At 71.0% G+C, this 18,573-nt stretch carries 17 protein-coding genes; 9 read left to right on the top strand and 8 right to left on the bottom strand.

All coding sequences use genetic code 11. The features are described 5' to 3' along the window. Window positions 1-246: 246 nt before the first annotated feature. Both AB0D57_RS17225 and AB0D57_RS17220 read left to right on the top strand, forming a co-directional pair. Complete coding sequence (locus AB0D57_RS17225; RefSeq protein ID WP_362072594.1) at window positions 247-708, top strand: helix-turn-helix domain-containing protein; 462 nt, start codon at window positions 247-249, stop codon at window positions 706-708. Window positions 709-794: 86 nt separating this feature from the next. Beyond that, window positions 795-1,262: a PIN domain-containing protein gene (locus tag AB0D57_RS17220; protein WP_362072591.1), complete on the top strand. Its 468-nt coding sequence runs from the start codon at window positions 795-797 to the stop codon at window positions 1,260-1,262. A 9-nt stretch (window positions 1,263-1,271) separates the two neighbouring features. Here the strand turns inward: AB0D57_RS17220 and AB0D57_RS17215 are convergent, their stop codons facing one another. Further along, window positions 1,272-2,876, bottom strand: coding sequence for a FadD3 family acyl-CoA ligase (locus AB0D57_RS17215; protein ID WP_362072588.1), 1,605 nt, complete (start codon window positions 2,874-2,876; stop codon window positions 1,272-1,274). 99 nt (window positions 2,877-2,975) lie between these two features. Between AB0D57_RS17215 and AB0D57_RS17210 the strand changes: the two genes are divergently transcribed. The 3 genes from AB0D57_RS17210 to AB0D57_RS17200 are packed head-to-tail and all read left to right on the top strand — an operon-like array spanning window position 2,976 to window position 5,347. Then, a complete protein-coding gene (locus tag AB0D57_RS17210; protein WP_362072585.1) occupies window positions 2,976-4,124 on the top strand; it encodes a lipid-transfer protein in 1,149 nt (382 codons plus the stop codon). Between the two features lie 9 nt (window positions 4,125-4,133). Beyond that, window positions 4,134-4,571, top strand: a complete 438-nt coding sequence (locus tag AB0D57_RS17205; RefSeq protein ID WP_362072582.1) for an OB-fold domain-containing protein — start codon at window positions 4,134-4,136, stop codon at window positions 4,569-4,571. Then, window positions 4,568-5,347 carry an enoyl-CoA hydratase/isomerase family protein gene (locus AB0D57_RS17200; RefSeq protein ID WP_362072579.1) on the top strand — a complete coding sequence of 260 codons (780 nt, stop codon included), beginning with the start codon at window positions 4,568-4,570 and terminating at the stop codon, window positions 5,345-5,347. Before AB0D57_RS17205 ends, AB0D57_RS17200 begins: the two co-directional genes overlap by 4 nt. A 280-nt stretch (window positions 5,348-5,627) precedes the next feature. Here the strand turns inward: AB0D57_RS17200 and AB0D57_RS17195 are convergent, their stop codons facing one another. Then, the gene (locus AB0D57_RS17195) at window positions 5,628-7,970 is read right to left on the bottom strand and encodes a serine/threonine-protein kinase (protein WP_362072576.1); all 2,343 of its coding nucleotides are present in this window, start codon (window positions 7,968-7,970) and stop codon (window positions 5,628-5,630) included. Window positions 7,971-8,204: 234 nt separating this feature from the next. After that, window positions 8,205-8,951: a VOC family protein gene (locus AB0D57_RS17190; protein WP_362072573.1), complete on the bottom strand. Its 747-nt coding sequence runs from the start codon at window positions 8,949-8,951 to the stop codon at window positions 8,205-8,207. Between the two features lie 198 nt (window positions 8,952-9,149). On the opposite strand from AB0D57_RS17190, the gene AB0D57_RS17185 reads away from it, so the two are divergent. After that, on the top strand, window positions 9,150-9,797 hold the full coding sequence (locus AB0D57_RS17185) for a TetR family transcriptional regulator (protein WP_362072570.1): 648 nt from the start codon (window positions 9,150-9,152) through the stop codon (window positions 9,795-9,797). Window positions 9,798-10,093: 296 nt separating this feature from the next. On the opposite strand, the gene AB0D57_RS17180 is transcribed toward AB0D57_RS17185, so the two are convergent. Further along, window positions 10,094-10,612, bottom strand: coding sequence for a nitroreductase family deazaflavin-dependent oxidoreductase (locus tag AB0D57_RS17180; protein WP_362072567.1), 519 nt, complete (start codon window positions 10,610-10,612; stop codon window positions 10,094-10,096). Next, window positions 10,612-11,805, bottom strand: a complete 1,194-nt coding sequence (locus tag AB0D57_RS17175; RefSeq protein WP_362072564.1) for an acyl-CoA dehydrogenase family protein — start codon at window positions 11,803-11,805, stop codon at window positions 10,612-10,614. The genes AB0D57_RS17180 and AB0D57_RS17175 overlap by 1 nt, the downstream gene beginning before the upstream one ends. Window positions 11,806-11,927: 122 nt before the next feature. On the opposite strand from AB0D57_RS17175, the gene AB0D57_RS17170 reads away from it, so the two are divergent. The 3 genes from AB0D57_RS17170 (at window position 11,928) to AB0D57_RS17160 (ending at window position 16,786) form a co-directional block, all read left to right on the top strand. Next, the gene (locus AB0D57_RS17170) at window positions 11,928-13,097 is read left to right on the top strand and encodes an acetyl-CoA acetyltransferase (RefSeq protein WP_362072561.1); all 1,170 of its coding nucleotides are present in this window, start codon (window positions 11,928-11,930) and stop codon (window positions 13,095-13,097) included. A 178-nt stretch (window positions 13,098-13,275) separates the two neighbouring features. After that, window positions 13,276-16,077 (top strand): ABC transporter substrate-binding protein, encoded by a 2,802-nt coding sequence (locus AB0D57_RS17165; RefSeq protein WP_362072558.1) that lies wholly within the window; start codon window positions 13,276-13,278, stop codon window positions 16,075-16,077. A gap of 43 nt (window positions 16,078-16,120) precedes the next feature. Then, a complete protein-coding gene (locus AB0D57_RS17160) occupies window positions 16,121-16,786 on the top strand; it encodes a pyridoxal 5'-phosphate synthase (RefSeq protein WP_362072555.1) in 666 nt (221 codons plus the stop codon). Between the two features lie 68 nt (window positions 16,787-16,854). On the opposite strand, the gene AB0D57_RS17155 is transcribed toward AB0D57_RS17160, so the two are convergent. From AB0D57_RS17155 to AB0D57_RS17145, 3 genes are all read right to left on the bottom strand, one after another. Further along, window positions 16,855-17,493 carry a GNAT family N-acetyltransferase gene (locus AB0D57_RS17155; RefSeq protein ID WP_362072552.1) on the bottom strand — a complete coding sequence of 213 codons (639 nt, stop codon included), beginning with the start codon at window positions 17,491-17,493 and terminating at the stop codon, window positions 16,855-16,857. Window positions 17,494-17,563: 70 nt separating this feature from the next. Beyond that, window positions 17,564-18,007, bottom strand: coding sequence for a Zn-ribbon domain-containing OB-fold protein (locus AB0D57_RS17150; RefSeq protein ID WP_362072549.1), 444 nt, complete (start codon window positions 18,005-18,007; stop codon window positions 17,564-17,566). A 49-nt stretch (window positions 18,008-18,056) separates the two neighbouring features. Further along, the gene (locus AB0D57_RS17145) at window positions 18,057-18,509 is read right to left on the bottom strand and encodes a DoxX family protein (protein ID WP_362072609.1); all 453 of its coding nucleotides are present in this window, start codon (window positions 18,507-18,509) and stop codon (window positions 18,057-18,059) included. Window positions 18,510-18,573 lie beyond the last annotated feature (64 nt).

Below are 18,573 nucleotides of genomic sequence, written 5' to 3'. Positions count from 1 at the left end.
GGAGCAGGGGCCCCGCACGCTGACGCCGTACCCGGTGTCCCAGGTCGCACGATCACGTTAGCCCGATCAGCCCAGGGCACCGCAAGCCCGCAAGCCCGCAAGCCCGCAAGCGGACGATCACACGATCGAGCTAATTCGACCTTGTGCGCACTCCATGGTGAGCAGTTCCAGCCCTCATCCTGTTGCGTTCGCTTCGCTTGTTTCGGATACTTCGATTATGGGGTCAGCTGTCAAGGAGGTGCCCGCATGTCAACGCCCACCGTTCACCGGCACGGGCCGGACGGCCTCGAAGAGGCGGAAGCCGCTGCCCGCGCACTGCGCCATGTGAAGAAGTACCTCGCCGAGCACGAAGGCGAAGACATGATCACTGCGACGGCCGAGGGCGGAGAGAAGGAAGAGCTGCTCCTGCCCCGCGGTGCCGTCGAGCTCCTCGCCACCGTGCTCGCGCACATGGCGGCAGGTCGCGCCGTGTCCGTGGTCCCGGCGCACGCGGAACTCACCACCCAGCAGGCAGCCGACCTGCTGAACGTGTCGCGCCCCTTCCTGATCGGCCTTCTGAACTCGGGAGAGATCGAGTACCGGACCGTCGGGACACATCGACGGGTCCGGGCCGAGTCTCTCCTGGACTACCGCCGCCGTGACGATCAGGCACGGCGGGAAGCCGCTGACGAACTCACGGCGCTCAACCAGGAGATGGGGCTGATCTGACACATGGCCTTCGTGGTGGTCTACGACGCGTGTGTTCTGTATCCGAGCACTCTGCGCGACCTGTTGATCCGCATAGCCAGAGCGGAATGGTGCAGGCCAAGTGGACCGACCAGATCCTTGATGAGGTCTTCGTCAATCTGAAGACCAATCGCCCCGACCTCGACTCGGCGCGTCTCGACAGGACGCGCCAGCTAATGAAGCGAGCCATCAGGGACGGCCTGGTGGTCGGCCACGAACCACTCATTGAGGCCGTCAGCCTCCCCGACCCCGACGACCGCCACATCCTGGCCGCGGCCATCAAGTCCCGCGCGCAGGTCGTGGTCACCAGAAACCTCACGGACTTTCCGGCCGAGGCTCTTGAGCCGTGGTGCATCGCGGCCAAACACCCCGACGACTTCGTGATGGACCAGATCGGACTGGACCGCCAGACCGTCTTCGCCGCGGTCCAGCAGATCGCCGACTCATGGCGCAACCCACCGGGTTCCCCGGAGGACGTCCTGGCCCGCCTTGAGAAGGACGGCCTGGTGGAGTCGGCGGCGGCGCTGCGCTCGTAAAAGCTCAGTTCAGGAAGCCTGCGACCGCAACTCCCCCTTCACCACCTTCCCACTCGCGTTCCGAGGCAGCTCGCCCACGAACTCCACCACCCTGGGCACCTTGTAGTTCGCCATCTCGCGACGCGACCAGGCGATCAGGTCGTCGCCGGTGACCACGGACCCCGGCCGGCGGACCACGTACGCCTTGCCGACCTCGCCGAGGCGTCCGTCCGGTACGCCGATCACCGCGACGTCGGCCACATCCGGATGCAGGCCGAGCAGCTGCTCGATCTCGGCGGGGTAGGCGTTGAAGCCCCCGACGATGAACATGTCCTTGATGCGGTCGGTGATACGGAGGTTCCCGGCCGCGTCCAGCACCCCCACATCTCCCGTCCGCAGCCAGCCGTCCGCTCCCAGGACGGCGGCCGTCGCCTCCGCGTCCTCGAAATAGCCCTGCATGACGTTGTAGCCGCGGACCAGGATCTCCCCGGGGGAGCCGGCCTCGACCGGGACTCCCGAGGGCCCCACCACCCGTACCTCCGTGTCCGGGATCGCCCGCCCCGACGTCGAGGCGATCACCGTCGGGGCGTCTCCCCGGCGGCACATCGTGACGATGCCGCTCGCCTCCGACAGCCCGTACGCCGTCAGGACCGTTTCGATCTTCAGCTCCGACTTCAGGCGTTCCACGAGGCGGAGGGGGACCACGGCCGCGCCCGTCACGACGAGCCGCAGCGCGGAGAGGTCGTGCGCGTCCCGGGAGGGGTGGTCCAGCAGGGACTGGTGGAGGGTGGGCGGGCCCGGGAGGACCGATATCCGTTCCGAGGCCACGTTCGCGAGGACCGTGTCGACGTTGAACACCGGTTGCGGGACCATCGTCGCGCCGCGCATCAGGCAGGCCACGATGCCCGCCTTGTAGCCGAAGGTGTGGAAGAAGGGGTTCACGATCAGGTAGCGGTCGCCCTCGCGCAGGCCCGCGAGCTCGCTCCAGATCGCGTAGCCGCGCAGGGTCTGCGCGTGGGTGATCACCGCGCCCTTGGGGCGGCCCGTCGTCCCGGACGTGAAGACGATGTCGGAGGGGGAGGCCCCGGAGAGGGCGGCCTCCCGCTCCCGTACCTCGGCCGCTCCCACCCCCTCCCCGCCCGCCAGGAAGTCCTTCCAGGTACGGAAGTCGGCGGGGGCGTCGTCCGAGAGCACGACCACCTGGTCGAGGTGCGGGAGGCCGGGGAGAGGGCCCGCGCCGCCCCCCTCCCCCGCGGCCCGCCGCAGCGACGCCACGTACGACGTGCCCAGGAAGGTGCCCGTCACGAACAGCAGCCGAGCCCGGCTGCGGGCCAGTACGTACGCCGCTTCCGTCCCCTTGAAGCGCGTGTTCAGCGGGACCAGGACCGCCCCCGCCGACACCGCGCCCAGGGCGGAGACGATCCAGTCCAGCGTGTTCGGGGCCCAGATGGCGACCCGGTCGCCCAGCCGTACCCCGCTGGCGATGGTGGCCGCCGCCGCGCGTTCCACTCGGGCACCCAACTCGCCGTACGAGATGCGCGTACGGCCCTCGACGACCGCCTCGTGGTCCGCGAAGCGCGTCGCTGCCGCCCGTACCAGTCCCGGGATGCTGCCCCATTCCAGGTCTCCGCGCATCGCCCGCCTCCCGCCGAAGGACGCCTACCTGACTGACCGTCAGATTAGCTGTAGCCTGACGACCTGTCAGCAGTAGGGGACTTGTGCGGAGGTGGACCCATGCCGGGGATCAAGGACGCGACCGCCATCGTCGGCATCGGACAGACCCCCTTCGCCAAGCAACTCCCCGAGCCCGAGAAGACCTTGGCCTGTCGGGCGATCCTCGCCGCCCTCGACGACGCCGGAATAGCGCCCGCGGAGGTCGACGGGCTCGCCTCCTTCACCATGGAGGAGACGGACGAGGTGGAGGTGGCGAAGGCCGTCGGGTTCGGCGACCTCAGCTTCTTCAGCAAAGTGGGGTACGGAGGGGGCGGTTCGTGCGCCACCGTCGCGCACCTCGCCGCGGCCATCGCCGCCGGACAGGCGACGGTGGGCGTGGCCTGGCGGTCACGGAAAAGGGGGTCCGGGCCACGGCCGTGGAAGAACACCGCCGCCCAACTCCCCACCCCGGCCCAGTGGACCCGCCCGTTCGGACTCCTCAGACCGGCCGACGAGATCGGCATGCTGGCCCGCCGCTACATGCACGAGTACGGCGCGACACGGGATCACCTCTTCAACGTCGCCCTCGCCTGCCGGAACAGGGCCAACCAGAACCCCGCCGCGATGATGTACGAGCGGCCGCTGACCCGCGAGATGTACATGACCTCCCGCTGGATCAGCGAACCTCTCTGCCTCTTCGACAACTGCCTCGAGACGGACGGGGCGTTGGCGTGCGTCGTCGTGTCGGCCGAGCGGGCGCGGGACTGCCGGCGGCGGCCCGTGTACGTCCACTCCGCCGCCCAGGGTCTGCCCGCCCAGCACCACGGCATGGTCAACTACTGGAACGACGACCCCCTCACCGGCCCCGCGTGGGCCGCCGCCCGACACCTCTGGAAGCACGCCGACTTCACGCCGGAGGACGTGGACGTGGCGCAGATCTACGACGCGTTCACGCCCCTCATACCGCTCTCGCTGGAGGGGTACGGCTTCTGCGGGCGCGGGGAAGGTGCCGCCTTCACGGAGGGCGGCACACTGGAGATCGGGGGGCGGCTGCCCCTCAATACGGGGGGCGGCGGGCTCAGCGAGGCGTACGTGCACGGCTTCAACCTCATCACCGAGGGCGTGAAGCAGTTGCGGGGCACGAGTACCGCCCAGGTCCCGGGGGCCGCCACCTGCCTGGTCACGGCGGGGGAGGGAGTCCCCACCTCCGCGATCCTGCTCAGGAGTTGAGGAACTGACATGCCGCAATCCCCGGAAACCCTTCTCTCCCCGCTCGTCGACGACGACGGCGCACCCTTCTGGGGGTACGCCGCCCAGGGCGAGCTCAGAATCCAGGCGTGCGCCGACTGCGGCGAACTCCGCTTCCCGCCCCGCCCCTGCTGTCCCCACTGCCAGTCCTTCAGCTGCGAATGGCGGCTGATGAGCGGCCAGGGCCGCGTCTGGTCGTACGTCGTCCCGCACCCGCCGCTCCTGCCGGCCTACGCGGCGCTGGCGCCGTACAACGCGGTCGTCGTCGAACTGGCCGAGGCCCCGCACATCCGTCTCGTCGGCAACCTGGTCACCGGGCCGGACGCGCCGCTGAACTCGCTTCCGGTGGACCGGATTCGCATCGGCGGTCGGGTGCGGGTCGTGTTCAGCGCCGAGGGGCTGCCGCAGTGGGTCCTGGAGCGATCATGAGCGAGGGTTTGCGGATCGCCTCCGACAAGGACACCGGTGTCGCCGTCCTCACCCTCGACCGGCCCGAAAAGCTCAACGCGATCGATGTCGGACTGGCGGCTGAACTCGCCGCTGCCTGGCGGGCGTTCAGGTTTGACGACTCCGTACGGGCCGTGGTCGTCACCGGGGCGGGCGAGCGGGCCTTCTGCACCGGGCTCGACCGCGGCGTCGAGGTTGCGCAGCCCGCCTCCCCCTACATGGTGGACGATCCGCTCCTCGGCATCGGCCCGAAGGCCAACGACCTCTGGAAGCCCGTCATCGCCGCCGTGCACGGGATGGCCTGCGGAGGCGCCTTCTATCTGCTGGGAGAGGCGGAGTTCATCGTCGCCGACGAGACCGCCACCTTCTTCGATCCGCACACGACGTACGGCATGGTCAGCGCGTACGAGTCCGTCTACACGGCGCACCGGATGCCGTACGGGGAGGCGGCGCGGATGGCTCTCATGGGGACCGCCGAGCGGATCTCCGCGCGGCGTGCCTACGACATCGGGCTGGTGTCCGAACTCACGCCGCGTGGGGGTGCGTTGGATGCGGCCGTGCGGTCTGCCACCGTGATCGCGGCTTGTCCGCCGGAGGGTGTGCAGGGGACCGTGCGAGCGCTGTGGACGGCGCACGAGGGGGCGCGGGCGCATGCCTTCGCGCAGGCGGCGCAGCTCATCTCGCTCGGCAATCTGCCGTTGGAACGGCAGGCGGAACTGTTCGCGACGCGGCGGTCGAACGGGTTTCGAGTGCGGTGAGCCCACCCGGGCCGGCAGGTGTTCTCGCCCCCGCCGCCCCTACCCATTCCCGTCCCCTGGGGGCTGCCGCCCCCAGACCCCCGCTTCGGCCTGAACGGCCTCGTCCTCAAACGCCGGACGGGCTGAGATACCCAGGGGCGCGGGGCTGTGACATTGTGCGGCTCCGCCGCGTGGGCGCGCCCAGCCCCCACCGCCCGGCAGCAAAACAACAACCTGCCGGGGGTCCGGGGGCGGAGCCCCCGGGGACGGGACGGGTAGGGGCGGCGGGGGCGAGAAACCCTTACGTCGTCCGGGCCGTCCCCGTTCCCTTCTCCGCGTCCAGCGCGTACACGCATCGGTCCTTGCTGCACGCGTACACCACACCGTCCTTGACGACCGGCGCCCCGGTGATCTCACCGCCGGTGGCCAGCTTCCACCGCAGGCGGCCGTCGTCCGCCTTGAGGGTGTAAAGGAGATGGTCGGTGGAGCCGAAGTGGATCCGGCCCTCGGCGACGACGGGAGCGCCGACGAGGTCGCCGCCCGCCTGGAAGCGCCACTTGGGCGTGCCGGTCACGGCGTCGAGCGTGTAGAGACCCTTGCCGCTGCCGACATGGACGTGCCCGGCGGCGACAAGGACGGGGTCGATCGAGGCACGGGACTCGGTGGCGATGCGCCAGCGGTCGCGCCCGTCCGTCGCGTCGAGGGCGTACACCGTGCCGAGGTAGTCGGCGAGGTACACGCCGCCGCCCGTGACCGCGGGCCCCGGTACGAACGTCGGCGGGCTGAGGAAGACCGCCGGCGCCTCGAAGTGCCAGCGGACCTGCCCGCTCGCGACATCGATGGCGAGGACCCGGGTGCCCGCGGAGACGTACACGCATCCGTCGGCCGCCTGAGCGATCCGCACCGGCACGCCGCCGCACGACGCCGCGTCGCCGATCGGATACGACCAGCGCTCATCCCCCGTACGGGCCTCCAGGGCGCTCAGCCGGGCGTCCTTCCAGATGAACACCGTGCCGTCGTGGAGGGCGGGCCCTGCCTCCGGGGACTCGAAGTCGGTCTGGGCGCCGGTGATCTCCCAGAGCTTCTGACCGGTGGAGGCCTCCCAGGTCTGGACGCCGCCACCGCGCGTGCCGGTGACCACCGTCCCGCGGTCTGCCTTGAGGGAGTACACCCAGGCATCCGTGGAAAGGCGCCAGAGGTCGCCGCCCTCCCGGGCGTCCAGCGCGAAGAGCGTAGGCCCGTCGGAGGCGTGGATACGTCCGTCCGCCACCGTCATCGACCAGGCCACGTCCCGCGTCTTGAAGCGGCGCCGGCCGGTGGCCACGTCCAGCGCGTGGACCTCGAAGGAGGTGACGTAGACGAGGTCGCCCGCGACGGAGGCCTTCCCCCAGACGTCGTTCGACATGCGGAAACGCCACGGCCGCCAGCCGGACGGCGATTCCGGGGCGGGGGTGGGCGGCACGACGCCGGTCGCGGAATCGGCGCCGTTGACGCCGGCGCGCGGCCGGGACCAGGAGGCAGTGAGGCCCGCCTCCGGAGGAGGTGCCTTGACGGCGGCGGCGCGGGCGTTGGCGACGCGCGGCCCGGGGCCGATGGGCACCTGGGCAGTGGCCAGCCGCACCGGACCCGCGTCGGGCGGCCCGACGGGCGCGGGGGCGTGCGGGGGAGGGGGGGCGTGCGGGGGAGGGGGAGGCACGACCGCGCGCCCCCCACCACTCCGACCCCCGGTCTGCGGCATCACCGGCGGACGGCTCCCACGGCGCGACTCGATCAGGCCCACCGCCCGCTCGGGCAGCCACGCCGAAGCCGTACCGCTGTCGTCGGAGCCGGAGCCGAAGAGGTGGGGGGCCAGCTGGGCCTGGAGGTCGGCGGGGTTGGGGCGGCCGGTCGCCTCCATCTGCATACAGGACTCGATCAGCGGCCTCAGCTCGTCGGGGAGTCCCTCGAGGTCCGGGCCCTCCCTGAGCAGCATGAAGACCGTCTCGACCGGGTTGGCCCCGTGGAAGGGGGCGTGCCCGGTGGCGGCGAAGACCAGCATGGAGCCCAGCGAGAACACGTCGCTCGCGCCGGTCACGCTGCGCGAGTCCTTCGCCTGTTCGGGCGACATGTAGGCGGGCGTACCGACGGCGACGTTCGTCATCGTCAGACGGGTGTTCGATACGCCGGACGCGATACCGAAGTCGATGACCCGCGGCCCGTCCTCGACGACGAGGACGTTCGAGGGTTTCAGGTCACGGTGGACCAGGCCCGCGCCGTGGATGGACTGCAGCGCCTCGGCGACGCCCGCCGCGAGCCAGCGGACCGCCTGGGCCGGCATCGGCCCGCACTCGGTCACTATTTCCTCGAGCGAGGGCGCCGGCACGTACGCGGTGGCGAGCCACGGCACCGCCGCGCGCGGGTCGGCGTCGACGACCGCGGCCGTGTAGAAGCCGGAGACGGCCCGGGCCGCCTCCACCTCCCGCGTGAAGCGGACCCGGAACAGCTGGTCCTCGGCGAGCTCCGTCCTGACCGTCTTGATCGCCACCCGCCGGCCTGAAGCCGAGCGCGCGAGATAGACCAGCCCCATGCCGCCGGCACCCAGCCGTCCCAGCACCTCGAACGGCCCGATCCGCCGCGGATCGTGCTGCGTCAGCTGATCCACCACTTGCCTGCCACCTCCCCGTACGAGCCACGTCATCCACGTATGAACGCGGCCCCGTGCAGCGTCTCACCACCGCACCGCCATGGCGGCACGCACCCCGATTCTTCCTGTCCGAGCCACCGGTTGCGAACCCGGGGGCGGATCGGGGTGTCACGGGATATAACGACGCCCCCGACGACACCCCCGACAACCCGCCGACGACGCCCCCGACGTCATCCCCTCACCGGCTACGACGACTCACCGCTGAAGCACGGCGAACGACGCCCCTTGATTGTCCGTGACAACAGCCGCTCTTCCGTACGAGGTGTCGAAGGGAGGCACCTGGACCCGGCCGCCGAGCCGGTTCACCGTACCGAGTACCGCGTCACAGTCCTCGACACCGAAGTGGACGACGAAATGCGGCGGCATCTCGGCCGGGAAGACCCCGGAGACCGTTGCGCGGCCGAAGTCGGGGGAGGCTTCGGGACCGAAGAGGACGTCGTGGAAGAGGGTGCCGTAGAACTGGTCGACGGCCGCCGTGTCCCGGGCGTACAGCTCCGCCCAGCAGAAGGAGCCCGGCTCGTGCCGCTTGCCGAAGCCGGGGTGCGTACCGGCCTGCCAGAGGCCGAAGACGGCGCCCTCGGGGTCCGCCGCGAGGACCGTCGTACCGAAGGAGCCGACCTGGGTGGGCGCAGTGATCACCTGTCCGCCCGCCACCCGGATCGCGCGCGCCAGTGCGGCGGCGTCCGGGGTCGCGAAATACACCGTCCAGACAGTGGGCATCCGACCGTCCCGCTTGGGGACGAGTGCGGCGACGGGCTCACCGTGATGACGCGCCCATACGGACGGTCCGTACCCCTCGTCGGCGCCGGTCTCCTCGCCGGACCCCGCGCAGAAGGTCCAGCCGAAGAGCTCACCGTAGAAGCGCCTGCCCGCGGCAACGTCGGACAGCTGCGCCTCGACCCAGCAGGGAACACCTTCGCGGAAAACGGCTGAATCGGCCATGCGGCCAAGTTAACGGTCCCGCACGCATCCCGCAGAGCAGCCGCATCGCCCACACCACTCGCCGTGGCGCTGCCGCACCACTCCCCGTAGGACGCCTCGCACCCCCGTAGCACGCCTCGCAACCCCCGCCGTGCAGCCGCGCACCCCATTTGCAGTCGGCCGAATCGCGCTCCGATCACCCCTCGGTAAGCTGACGGCATGACAGGACAAGTGCGTACCGTCGACGGCCGCGTGGCCGGACGGCGTGGGCAGGCGACCAGGCAGAAGCTGCTCGACTGCCTCAGCGAGATGCTCAGCTCCTCGCCTTACCGGGACGTCAAAGTCATTGATGTCGCCCGGAAGGCGGGCACTTCACCGGCGACTTTTTACCAGTACTTTCCGGACGTCGAGGGCGCCGTCCTGGAGATCGCCGAGCAAATGGCCGCGGAGGGCGCCGGGTTGACCCAGTTGCTCGAAGGGCGCTCATGGGTCGGCAAGGCCGGCTGGCAGACCGCGCAGGAACTCGTCGACGGATTCCTCGAGTTCTGGCGGAAGAACGACGCGATCCTCCGCGTCGTGGACCTGGGCGCCGCCGAGGGCGACAAGCGGTTCTACAAGATCCGCATGAAGATCCTGAACTCGGTGAACAACTCCCTTACGAACACGGTCACCGAGCTCCAGGCCAAGGGGAAGATCGACAAGGACGTGAACCCCGCTGCGATGGCCGGTTCCCTCGTCGCGATGCTCGCGGCGGTGGCCTCGCACCAGAAGGGCTTCCAGACCTGGGGCGTCAAGCAGGCTGAACTCAAGCCGAATCTGGCCCTGTTGGTCCACCTCGGCGTGACCGGCAAGAAGCCGACGAAGTAGCGCGCGCTTATTTCTCCTGCCCCAGCCTCTTACCCCAACTCCTGTCATGCGCACGGCAGTCCACCGGTGTGGACTGCCGCGCGCTGCGCCAGGGCCTGTCTGACAATTCCCGTCGTCCGCCCGCAGGGCGGGCCGCGCGGCGTCTGGTGCGTGCGATCGCAAGGCGCCGGAGCGCCCTCGTGGCGGAGTCACGTGGGCGCTTCGGCAACGCGGCTGGGGGCACCTCCCACGCCCTTAAGGCAGTGGGGGAGTGCGTGCCAGACGCCGCGCGGCAGGCGGGAATTGTCAGACAGGCCCTACGCGGGCCGGCGGCGTCGCACGATCCGGAACAGCCGGATCTCCCGGTCGATCCGCGCCTGGTACGTGGCGTACGGCGGCCAGAACGCCAGCACCGCCTTCCACGCCGCGTCCCGCTCCTCCCCTTCCAGAAGATGAGCGGTTACGGCGATGTCCTCGCCCTTCCAGCTGACCTCGGCGTCCGGATGCGCGAGGAGATTGGCGGTCCAGGCCGGGTGATCGGCGCGGCCGAAGTTGGAGCCGACGAGGATCCAGCTCACCACCGCCGCGTCACCGGACTCCCCCGGGCTCTCGGGCATGCAGGCCAGCGGAGTACGCCGCGCCAGCCCGCTGCGGGCGCCGCGTGCGGTGAGGACCACCCCCGGCAGCATCTGTGCGCTGAGCAGTACCTTTCCGCGGGTCAGCCGGTGCACGACGCGATCGAGGGCGGGGATGAGATGCGGGGCGATCCGTGCGAAGGTCCGGGTGGAGGACACCTTCTGCACCAGCCGGACTCCGGGGACCTTTCCTCGGGCCATCAGACCGCCACCTCCTCAGCGCCGGTGTCGAAGAGCCGCGCCGCGTCGGCCGCGTACGCCCGCAGCCGGTGCACCGGCCCGAAGAGCAGTTCGTCGCCGGCCGCCCGCTTGAAGTACAGATGGGCCTCGTGTTCCCAGGTGAAGCCGATGCCGCCGTGCAGCTGGATGCCCTCGGAAGCGGCCGTACGCAGCGCCTCCAGGGCCTGGGCGAGCGCGAGCCCGCCCACTCGCTCGCCGCCCGTACCGCACGCCCACGCCGCGTAGTACGCCGCCGAGCGCGCCGCCTGCACGCCCACATACACATCCGCCAGCCGATGCTTCACCGCCTGGAAGGATCCGATCGCCCGCCCGAACTGCTCCCGCTGCCGTACGTATTCGACGGTCCGCTCCAGCGCGCGGTCGGCGGCGCCCACGGCCTCCGTGGCGAGTACGGCGGCGGCCGTGTCCCCGACGGAGGCGAGCGCGCCGAGCACGTCACCGTCCTCCCGTCCCAGCAACTCGGCTCTGACATTCCGTAGTTGAACCCGTGCCTGCGTGCGCGTCTCGTCCAACGACGTCTGCCGCGCCCGTACGAGACCCGCGGCGCCCTCCGTCACGAGGAACAGCAGCGTCCGCGACCGGGTGAAGCCGCCCGTGTGCGCCGCCACCACGAGCAGCCCCGCGCCGTGTCCGTCGAGCACCTGCTCCACCTGCCCGTACAACCGCCACCCGTCCCCGTCCCGCCTGGCCTGTACGCCGCCGGCGCGACCGCCGCCCGCCCAGTCGCCGTGGTTGTCGCCGACCAGGCCGAGGGCGGTGGCGAGCCCGGCGCCGGGGACGGCGAGGGCCGCGGTCAGGGCACCGGAGGCGATCCGGGGCAGCAGGTCGGCGCGCTGGGTGTCGGTGCCGAGGGCGAGGAGCAGCGGGGCGGCGAGTACCGCCGTGGAGAGGAGAGGCGAGGGGGCGAGGAAGCGTCCCGACTCCTCGCAGGCGAGGGCGAGTTCGGTGGTCGAGCAGCCGACTCCGCCGTACGTCTCGGGGAGGGCGATCCCCGGCAGTCCGAGCTGGTGCGCGAGCGCGTCCCACAGTCCCGGATCATGTCCGGTGGGGGTCCGTGCGGCGGCCCGCAACTCCTCCGGACCGCAGCGCTTGAGCAGCAACTCCCGCAAGGTGCGGCGGATCTCGTCCTGTTCGGCGGTGAGGCGGGCGTCCATGGGCGGGGCTCCTCCCGATCTGACGGTCCGTCATATTAGAGCGCGCGAAGGAGCAGATGCCCAGGGCGGCGCACAGGACGTTCACGCATCCCGTTCGCTTCATCTGATGTACCGTCAGATTCATGACTCCAGGGAGCCGGAAAGTCGCCGTGGTCGGCATATCCCTCTCCGACTGCGGCCGGGTGGACGACGCGACCCCCTACGCCCTGCACGCCCAGGCCGCCCGCCGCGCACTGGCGGACGCCGGACTCGACCGATCGCTGGTCGACGGCTTCGCTTCGGCGGGCCTCGGCACGCTGCCCCCGGTCGAGGTGGCCGAGTACCTGGGCCTGCGCCCCACCTGGGTCGACTCCACCTCGGTCGGCGGCGCCACCTGGGAGGTCATGACGGCCCACGCGGCGGACGCGATCGCGGCCGGCCGCGCGAACGCCGTACTGCTCGTATACGGCTCGACGGCCCGCGCGGACATCAAGGCGGGCCGCCGCACCGGCAACCTGTCCTTCGGCGCCCGGGGGCCGCTCCAGTTCGAGGTCCCGTACGGTCACACGCTGATCGCCAAGTACGCGATGGCCGCGCGCCGCCACATGCACCAGTACGGCACGACGCTCGAGCAGCTCGCCTCGGTCGCGGTCCAGGCCCGCGCGAACGCCGGAGCGAACCCGGACGCGATGTTCCGCGACCCGATCACGGTCGACGACGTCCTGTCCGGCCCGATGATCGCCGACCCCTTCACCAAGCTGCACTGCTGCATCCGCTCCGACGGCGGCGCGGCGGTCCTGCTGGCGGCCGAGGAGTACGTACGGGACTGCCGGACCGCCCCCGTCTGGGTCCTCGGCACCGGAGAGCACGTCTCCCACGCCACCATGTCCGAGTGGCACGACTTCACGGTGTCCCCGGCGGCGGTCAGCGGACGGATCGCCTTCGAGCGGGCGGGGGTGCGGCCGGACGACATCGACATCGCCGAGATCTATGACGCCTTCACCTACATGACGCTGGTGACGCTGGAGGATCTGGGCTTCTGCGCGAAGGGTGAGGGCGGAGCATTCGTGGAGAAGGGGCGGCTGCTGGTGGGCGGGGAGCTGCCGGTGAACACCGACGGCGGCGGCCTTTCGGCCCAGCACCCGGGCATGCGGGGACTGTTCCTTCTCGTGGAAGCGGTTCGGCAGCTGCGCGGGGAGGCGGGCGAGCGGCAGGTACGCAGGTCCGACGGCGCCCTGCCCGCGCTCGCCGTGGCCTCCGGTACGGGGGGCTGGTTCTGCTCGTCGGGAACGGTGATCCTGGGGCGCGGGTAGGAGCCCCCCGTACCGCGGCCCCGTCGTGATCGACCCGCGCGCTCGGATTGCGGAAGATTCGGCTACGCCCGGCAAGTGCGCGCCTTTCCCAGAGCATCCCCAATTCCCCTGTGCTGCGGGTAAATTGACGGCCGCTTGGGGAGGGACGCAGGACGGCACGGGGGCGGGTGGGGGTGGAATGCGCGGCACGGTTCTGGACGATCGGTACACACTCACGGAGCGCATCGGCGCAGGCGGCATGGGGGTGGTCTGGCGGGCTCGTGACGCTCGCCTCGACCGGCAGGTGGCGGTGAAGCTGCTGAGCCTGCCGCCGGGCACCGGGGGCGCCGAGCAGGAGCGGCTGCTCGCCATGTTCGTGCGGGAGGCGCGGGCGGCCGCGGCCCTCGACAGTTCGTACATCGTGCCGGTCTTCGACCACGGAACGGATGGCGATGTCCCGTACATCGTCATGCCCCTGCTGTCCGGCCGGACGGTGCTCGACCTGATCGCCGAGGCCGGACAGCTGCCGCCCGGACGCGCCGCGCAGATCTCCGCGCAGGTGTGCCGTGCACTGGAGACGGCGCACGGCGCGGGCATCGTCCACCGCGACGTGAAACCGGCGAACGTGATGGTGACGGAGGAAGGCCTGGTGAAGGTCCTCGACTTCGGCATCGCGAAGTTCCTGGACGCGACGACCGGCGCCGGATATCTGACGCGGACGTCGGACTCGCCCGTGGGCACGTTGCACTACATGGCGCCGGAGCGTTTCCGTCGTGTCGCGGACGACAGCGCGTGCGACCTGTACTCGCTGGGATGCATGATCCACGAAATGCTCACCGGCGCACCGCCGTTCGATGCCCCGTCGGCCGCCGCCCTCATGCACTGCCATGTGTACGAGACGCCGGACAAGCCGTCGGTCCGCCGCCCGGGACTCGCGCCACGGTGGGACGAACTGGTCGGCCTGCTGCTGGCGAAGACACCCGAGACCCGGCCGACCGCCCACCAGGCGCGAGCGGCGCTGGAGGAGCTGGCGCGGTCAACAGGCCACCCCGCGCCGCGGCCCGACACGGAATCGGCCGAGGTGACTTCGTACCGGCTGGCCCCTCCGAAGCCTGTGGCCCCGCCCGCGTCGTGGCAGCCGCCGCGGTCCCAGCCCGCGGGGACAGCGGAGGGGACGGGCGCGGGGGCGGGGGCGGGGGCGGCAGGACAGGGCGACTCCGGCCGCGGCCGACCGCGTCGTACCTGGTGGATCAGCGGCGCCGCGGCCGTTTCCGTCGCCGCGCTGATCACCGCGTTCACCCTTGTCGATCCGTTCGGAGTCGGCAAGGACGACGACAGCGGCTCGAACACCGGTGGCTCCACCGGCACTTCGGTCGGCGGGAAGCCCGGATCGGTCGCCGAGGTCGCCCGGACCCAGACGCTGTCCCTGGGCAGCGCCACGGATTCCAAGGGCCCGGCGCCCGCCGTCACCGGTGCACGCAAGGGCGGCACGGTCACCGTCCTCGAACCCGATGGCTTGACCACCATCGACCCCGGCGAGATGTGGTCGGGCACCGAGCGTCTCGTCTCCCGCCTGGTGTACCGCAGCATGACCGGTCTCAAGACGATGCCCGACGGCACGGTGAAGCTCGTCGGCGATCTGGCCACGGACACCGGACGCGTCTCGTCGAGTGGACTGACCTGGACCTTCACCCTCAAGCCCGGCCTCACCTACAACGACGGAACTCCCGTGCGCGCCCAGGACTTCGTCCACGCCGTCGAGCGCACCGTGGACCCGGATTTCGTCGTCGGTGACGGGACCCTGCGCTCCTGGATCCTCGGCACCGAGCAGGCCGCGGGCATCGAGGACGAGCCGGTCTTCACTCCGGGCACCATCGAGGCGCCCGACAACCGCACCGTCGTCTACCACCTCAGGGACGTCCATCCCGACTTCAACGTCGCGCTGGCCGGCCCCACCGGCGCCCCCGTCCCCGAGCGGGTCGAGGGCGTCACCGACGGCTCGCAGACCATGCCGTCGACCGGCCCGTACCAGGTCGCCGACTACGCGGGAGCCCAGGACCTCACCCTCACCCGCAACCCCCAGTGGAAGGCGGACGCGGATCCGCTGCGCACCGCGTACCCCGACACGTACCGCATAGAGGGCAACGTCACCCTCGACGAGATCAAGTCACGTACGCAGCAGGCGGGTTCGGACGATGCGGTCATGTCGTTCACCGGCACCCTCGACAAGGACGGCCTGGGCCGGGCACCGGGGACGGGCCGGCTGTCCGCCCCCGCCGCGTTCGTCCACGCGTACATCATCAACACCGCCCGGGTGAAGGACCTCAAGGTCCGCCGTGCCATCGCCACGGCGTTGCCCACCGCGGACGTCCTCGCGGCGAGCGGCGAGGACGGCACCGTCGCGACCCATCTGATGGCCCCGGGCCTCAGCGGCTCCCGCACCTTCGACCTGTACCGGCCGGGCGCGCACGGGGACCCCGCCAAGGCCCGCGCCCTCCTGAAGGAGGCAGGCAAGACCGGATTCCGGATCACTCTCGCGTACGCCTCGACGGCGGACGGCAAACGGGCGGCGGTCGTCAAGTCGGCCCTGGAGGAGGCCGGTTTCCGAGTACAGACCGTGAATCCCGACACCTCGGACTACTACGACAAGGCGGGTTCCGGGGAGTACGACCTGTTCCGCTTCCCGGTCGGCAGCGGCCTGCCCGTCGCCTCCACCTATCTGCCGAACTACTTCGACGGCCGCTACACCTACCCCACCTCACAGAACTACTCCCGCCTCAAGAGCGACAAGGTCGACGCCGCCATCGACGAGGCCGACGCCGCGCAGAACCTCAGCGACGCCGGCGAGCTGTGGGCCACGGTCGATCACCTCGTGATGGAGCAGGCGGCCGCCGTCCCCCTCTACGTGCCGCTGCGTACGTTCCTGTACTCCACGGCGCTGCACGGGCTCCAGGTCGACCTGGACGGTGTGTCGCCGCTCAACGCGTACGTGGCGGAGTGAGCGGGGACGGTGCGTCCACCGTCTCCCGAGCGATACTCGGCCCATGGAACCGGATCTTCATGAGCTGCTCAGGTCGCTGCGTGTGTGGGACCCCGACGTCACGGAACTGCCGCCCTTCGAGCCGGACGAGGCGCCCGAGGAGCCGCTGACGCTCTTCGTGCGCTGGTTCGCGGAGGTGGTGGCGGCCGGGCAGACCGAGCCGCACACGGTGGCGCTGGCGACGACGGACGAGGACGGGCTCCCGGACGTCCGGACGGTGATGCTGCACGGTGCCGACGCCAACGGCTGGTCGTTCGCGTCGCACGCCACGAGCCGCAAAGGAAGGCAACTGGGCGCCCGCCCGTACGCGGCCCTCGGCTTCTACTGGCCCGCGCAGGGCCGCCAGATCCGCCTCCGCGGCCCCGTCACCGTCGCGTCGGCAGCTCAGAGCCAGGCCGACCTGCACGCCCGTTCCACGGGCGCGCTCGCCGCCGCCCTGGTGGGCCACCAAAGCGACGTCCTGCCCTCGTACGAGGAGTTGGAGCGCGCGTCGGACGCGGCGTGGGACCGGGCTCGGCGGGAGCCGGACGCCCAGGCCCCGACCTGGACCCTGTACCGACTCCGCCCGGAAGAGGTCGAGTTCTTCCAGGGAGACGCACGGCGCCGGCACGTTCGCCTCACCTACCGGCGTGTGGACGACGACTGGATCAAGGAGCTGCTGTGGCCGTGACGCCGCCCGCGAGGTCGTACGTCGCGAAGCCGTACGTCGCGAAGTCGGCGACCGGGCGGTAATCGAGACTACGGCTGGACGTCGCCCTCGGTTTCCTTCGCCGGTGTCGGAAACGTCGGCGCCGGATCCGTGGCGAGCCGTGCGTGCAGATGCACGTCCCGGAACGCGTCCTGCCGCCCCGCCTCGAACATCGCCCCCCGCAGCGTCCCCTCGTACCGGAACCCGCAGCGTTCGGCGATCCGGCAGGACGCGTCGTGGCCGAGGGCGTGACCGAGTTCGAGCCGGTGCAGCCGGACGGCGCCGAAGGCGTAGCGGGCGGCCAGAGCGAGGGCGCGGGCGGCCACCTGGCGGCCGCGGGCCTCGGGCAGAACCCAGTAGCCGACGCGGGCGACGCGCATGACGTGGTCGATCTCCTGGATGCCTATGTGGCCGAGCGTCGCGCCACTGGCCGCGTCCGTGACGCAGAGGAAGACGCCGGTGCCGTCGGCGACGTTCTCGGCGCGCGAGCGGAGTGACTCGCGGGCGCCGTCGATGTCCCGGACGATCCGGAGTGGGGTGTTCCAGCGCTGGAACTCCGGGTCGGACACCCCGCGCAGCCACGCCTCGACGTCGGCGTCGGACTCCGCGTCCCAGAGACGCAGCCGCAGGCCGTGCCCGTGCAGTTCGGGGAAGGGGTGGGAGAGGGGCTGTTCGTCGACGTCGGCCATCCAGCCATTGAAACCTGCCCGCACACCGGCATCACACCCGGGGCTCCTGAGCTTCCCGGGTCTCCTGGGGTCACGGGGAAGCAGCTTGCGGGGAGGCGGCCCGGAGCTGGGGCTGGGGCTGGGGCTGGGGCCGGAAAACCGGTACTCCGGCACGGAAGGCGGCCTCCAGTTCCCTCCCGATCCGCAGCTCGCTCTCCGCACACTCCACCACCTCGGTCATCATTCGCGGCCCCTCCGCGAGGTCGACGACCGCGGCGACGTACGGCACCCGCTCGCCGAACGGCGGGAGGTCGTTGCGGTGGACGACGGACCAGGTGTAGAGCGTGGCGTGACCGCTCGCGGGACGCCAGCTCACGTCCTCGCTCCAGCAGTGGGGGCAGAACTCGCGGGGGTAGTGGTGGGACCGCCCGCAGGCCGCGCAGTGACGCAGCAGCAGCCGCCCCGCCGCGGCCGCGTCCCAGTACGGCCGGGTGAAGGCGTCCACCTCGGGCACGTCGAACCGCGCACCGCTCACGAGACCAGCCCCTTCACTCGAACGACCCCCTCACGCGAACAGCCCCCCCTCATGAGAACCATCCGATCGCGCTGTCCAGCGACCACGTCTGCCACGCCATCCCGAACAGCGCGACGGCCGAGATCAGCGCCATCATCGCGTTCTGCCCCTGCTCGGCCCAGTCGTGGATCATGAGGACGAGGTAGAGAAGATTGAGCAGCAGCCCGCCCACCAGGGCAACCGGGGTCAACAGGCCGACCACCAGCCCCAGCCCCACCGCCAGCTCCGCGTACACGACGACATATGCCATCGCCCGCGGGCGCGGCGCGACGACCGCGTCGAAACCGGACCGCACCGCGTTCCACCGGTGTTTGGCCGCGACGTCCGCCGCCCACGCGATCCCGGTTCCCCGCTCGAACCAGCCCTTCTTGTCCTTGTGCCGCCAGCTCTCCAGCCACCACAGCCCGAGCCCGATCCGGAGCACGGCCAGCCATTCCGCCCCGCCGAGCCAGATCGTGTCCATGCGCTCCATGCACTCCCCTGCCGTCGCCGGGATCTGACGGTATGTCAGTTCAGCGTACGGAGAA

The sequence above is a fragment of the Streptomyces sp. NPDC048275 genome (assembly GCF_040652275.1).
Classification (GTDB): Bacteria; Actinomycetota; Actinomycetes; order Streptomycetales; family Streptomycetaceae; genus Streptomyces.
This window is presented reverse-complemented; position numbering and strand designations above follow the sequence as displayed.

What these genes read in the sequence shown, in the direction of transcription:
- AB0D57_RS17205 (WP_362072582.1), top strand. Translation starts at nt 4,134, where the DNA reads ATGCCGCAATCCCCGGAAACCCTTCTCTCCCCGCTCGTCGACGACGAC.
- AB0D57_RS17170 (WP_362072561.1), top strand. Translation starts at nt 11,928, where the DNA reads ATGACTCCAGGGAGCCGGAAAGTCGCCGTGGTCGGCATATCCCTCTCC.
- AB0D57_RS17225 (WP_362072594.1), top strand. Translation starts at nt 247, where the DNA reads ATGTCAACGCCCACCGTTCACCGGCACGGGCCGGACGGCCTCGAAGAG.
- AB0D57_RS17160 (WP_362072555.1), top strand. Translation starts at nt 16,121, where the DNA reads ATGGAACCGGATCTTCATGAGCTGCTCAGGTCGCTGCGTGTGTGGGAC.
- AB0D57_RS17180 (WP_362072567.1), bottom strand. Translation starts at nt 10,612, where the DNA reads ATGGCCCGAGGAAAGGTCCCCGGAGTCCGGCTGGTGCAGAAGGTGTCC.
- AB0D57_RS17185 (WP_362072570.1), top strand. Translation starts at nt 9,150, where the DNA reads ATGACAGGACAAGTGCGTACCGTCGACGGCCGCGTGGCCGGACGGCGT.
- AB0D57_RS17175 (WP_362072564.1), bottom strand. Translation starts at nt 11,805, where the DNA reads ATGGACGCCCGCCTCACCGCCGAACAGGACGAGATCCGCCGCACCTTG.
- AB0D57_RS17220 (WP_362072591.1), top strand. Translation starts at nt 795, where the DNA reads ATGGTGCAGGCCAAGTGGACCGACCAGATCCTTGATGAGGTCTTCGTC.
- AB0D57_RS17190 (WP_362072573.1), bottom strand. Translation starts at nt 8,951, where the DNA reads ATGGCCGATTCAGCCGTTTTCCGCGAAGGTGTTCCCTGCTGGGTCGAG.
- AB0D57_RS17215 (WP_362072588.1), bottom strand. Translation starts at nt 2,876, where the DNA reads ATGCGCGGAGACCTGGAATGGGGCAGCATCCCGGGACTGGTACGGGCG.
- AB0D57_RS17210 (WP_362072585.1), top strand. Translation starts at nt 2,976, where the DNA reads ATGCCGGGGATCAAGGACGCGACCGCCATCGTCGGCATCGGACAGACC.
- AB0D57_RS17200 (WP_362072579.1), top strand. Translation starts at nt 4,568, where the DNA reads ATGAGCGAGGGTTTGCGGATCGCCTCCGACAAGGACACCGGTGTCGCC.
- AB0D57_RS17165 (WP_362072558.1), top strand. Translation starts at nt 13,276, where the DNA reads ATGCGCGGCACGGTTCTGGACGATCGGTACACACTCACGGAGCGCATC.
- AB0D57_RS17155 (WP_362072552.1), bottom strand. Translation starts at nt 17,493, where the DNA reads ATGGCCGACGTCGACGAACAGCCCCTCTCCCACCCCTTCCCCGAACTG.
- AB0D57_RS17145 (WP_362072609.1), bottom strand. Translation starts at nt 18,509, where the DNA reads ATGGACACGATCTGGCTCGGCGGGGCGGAATGGCTGGCCGTGCTCCGG.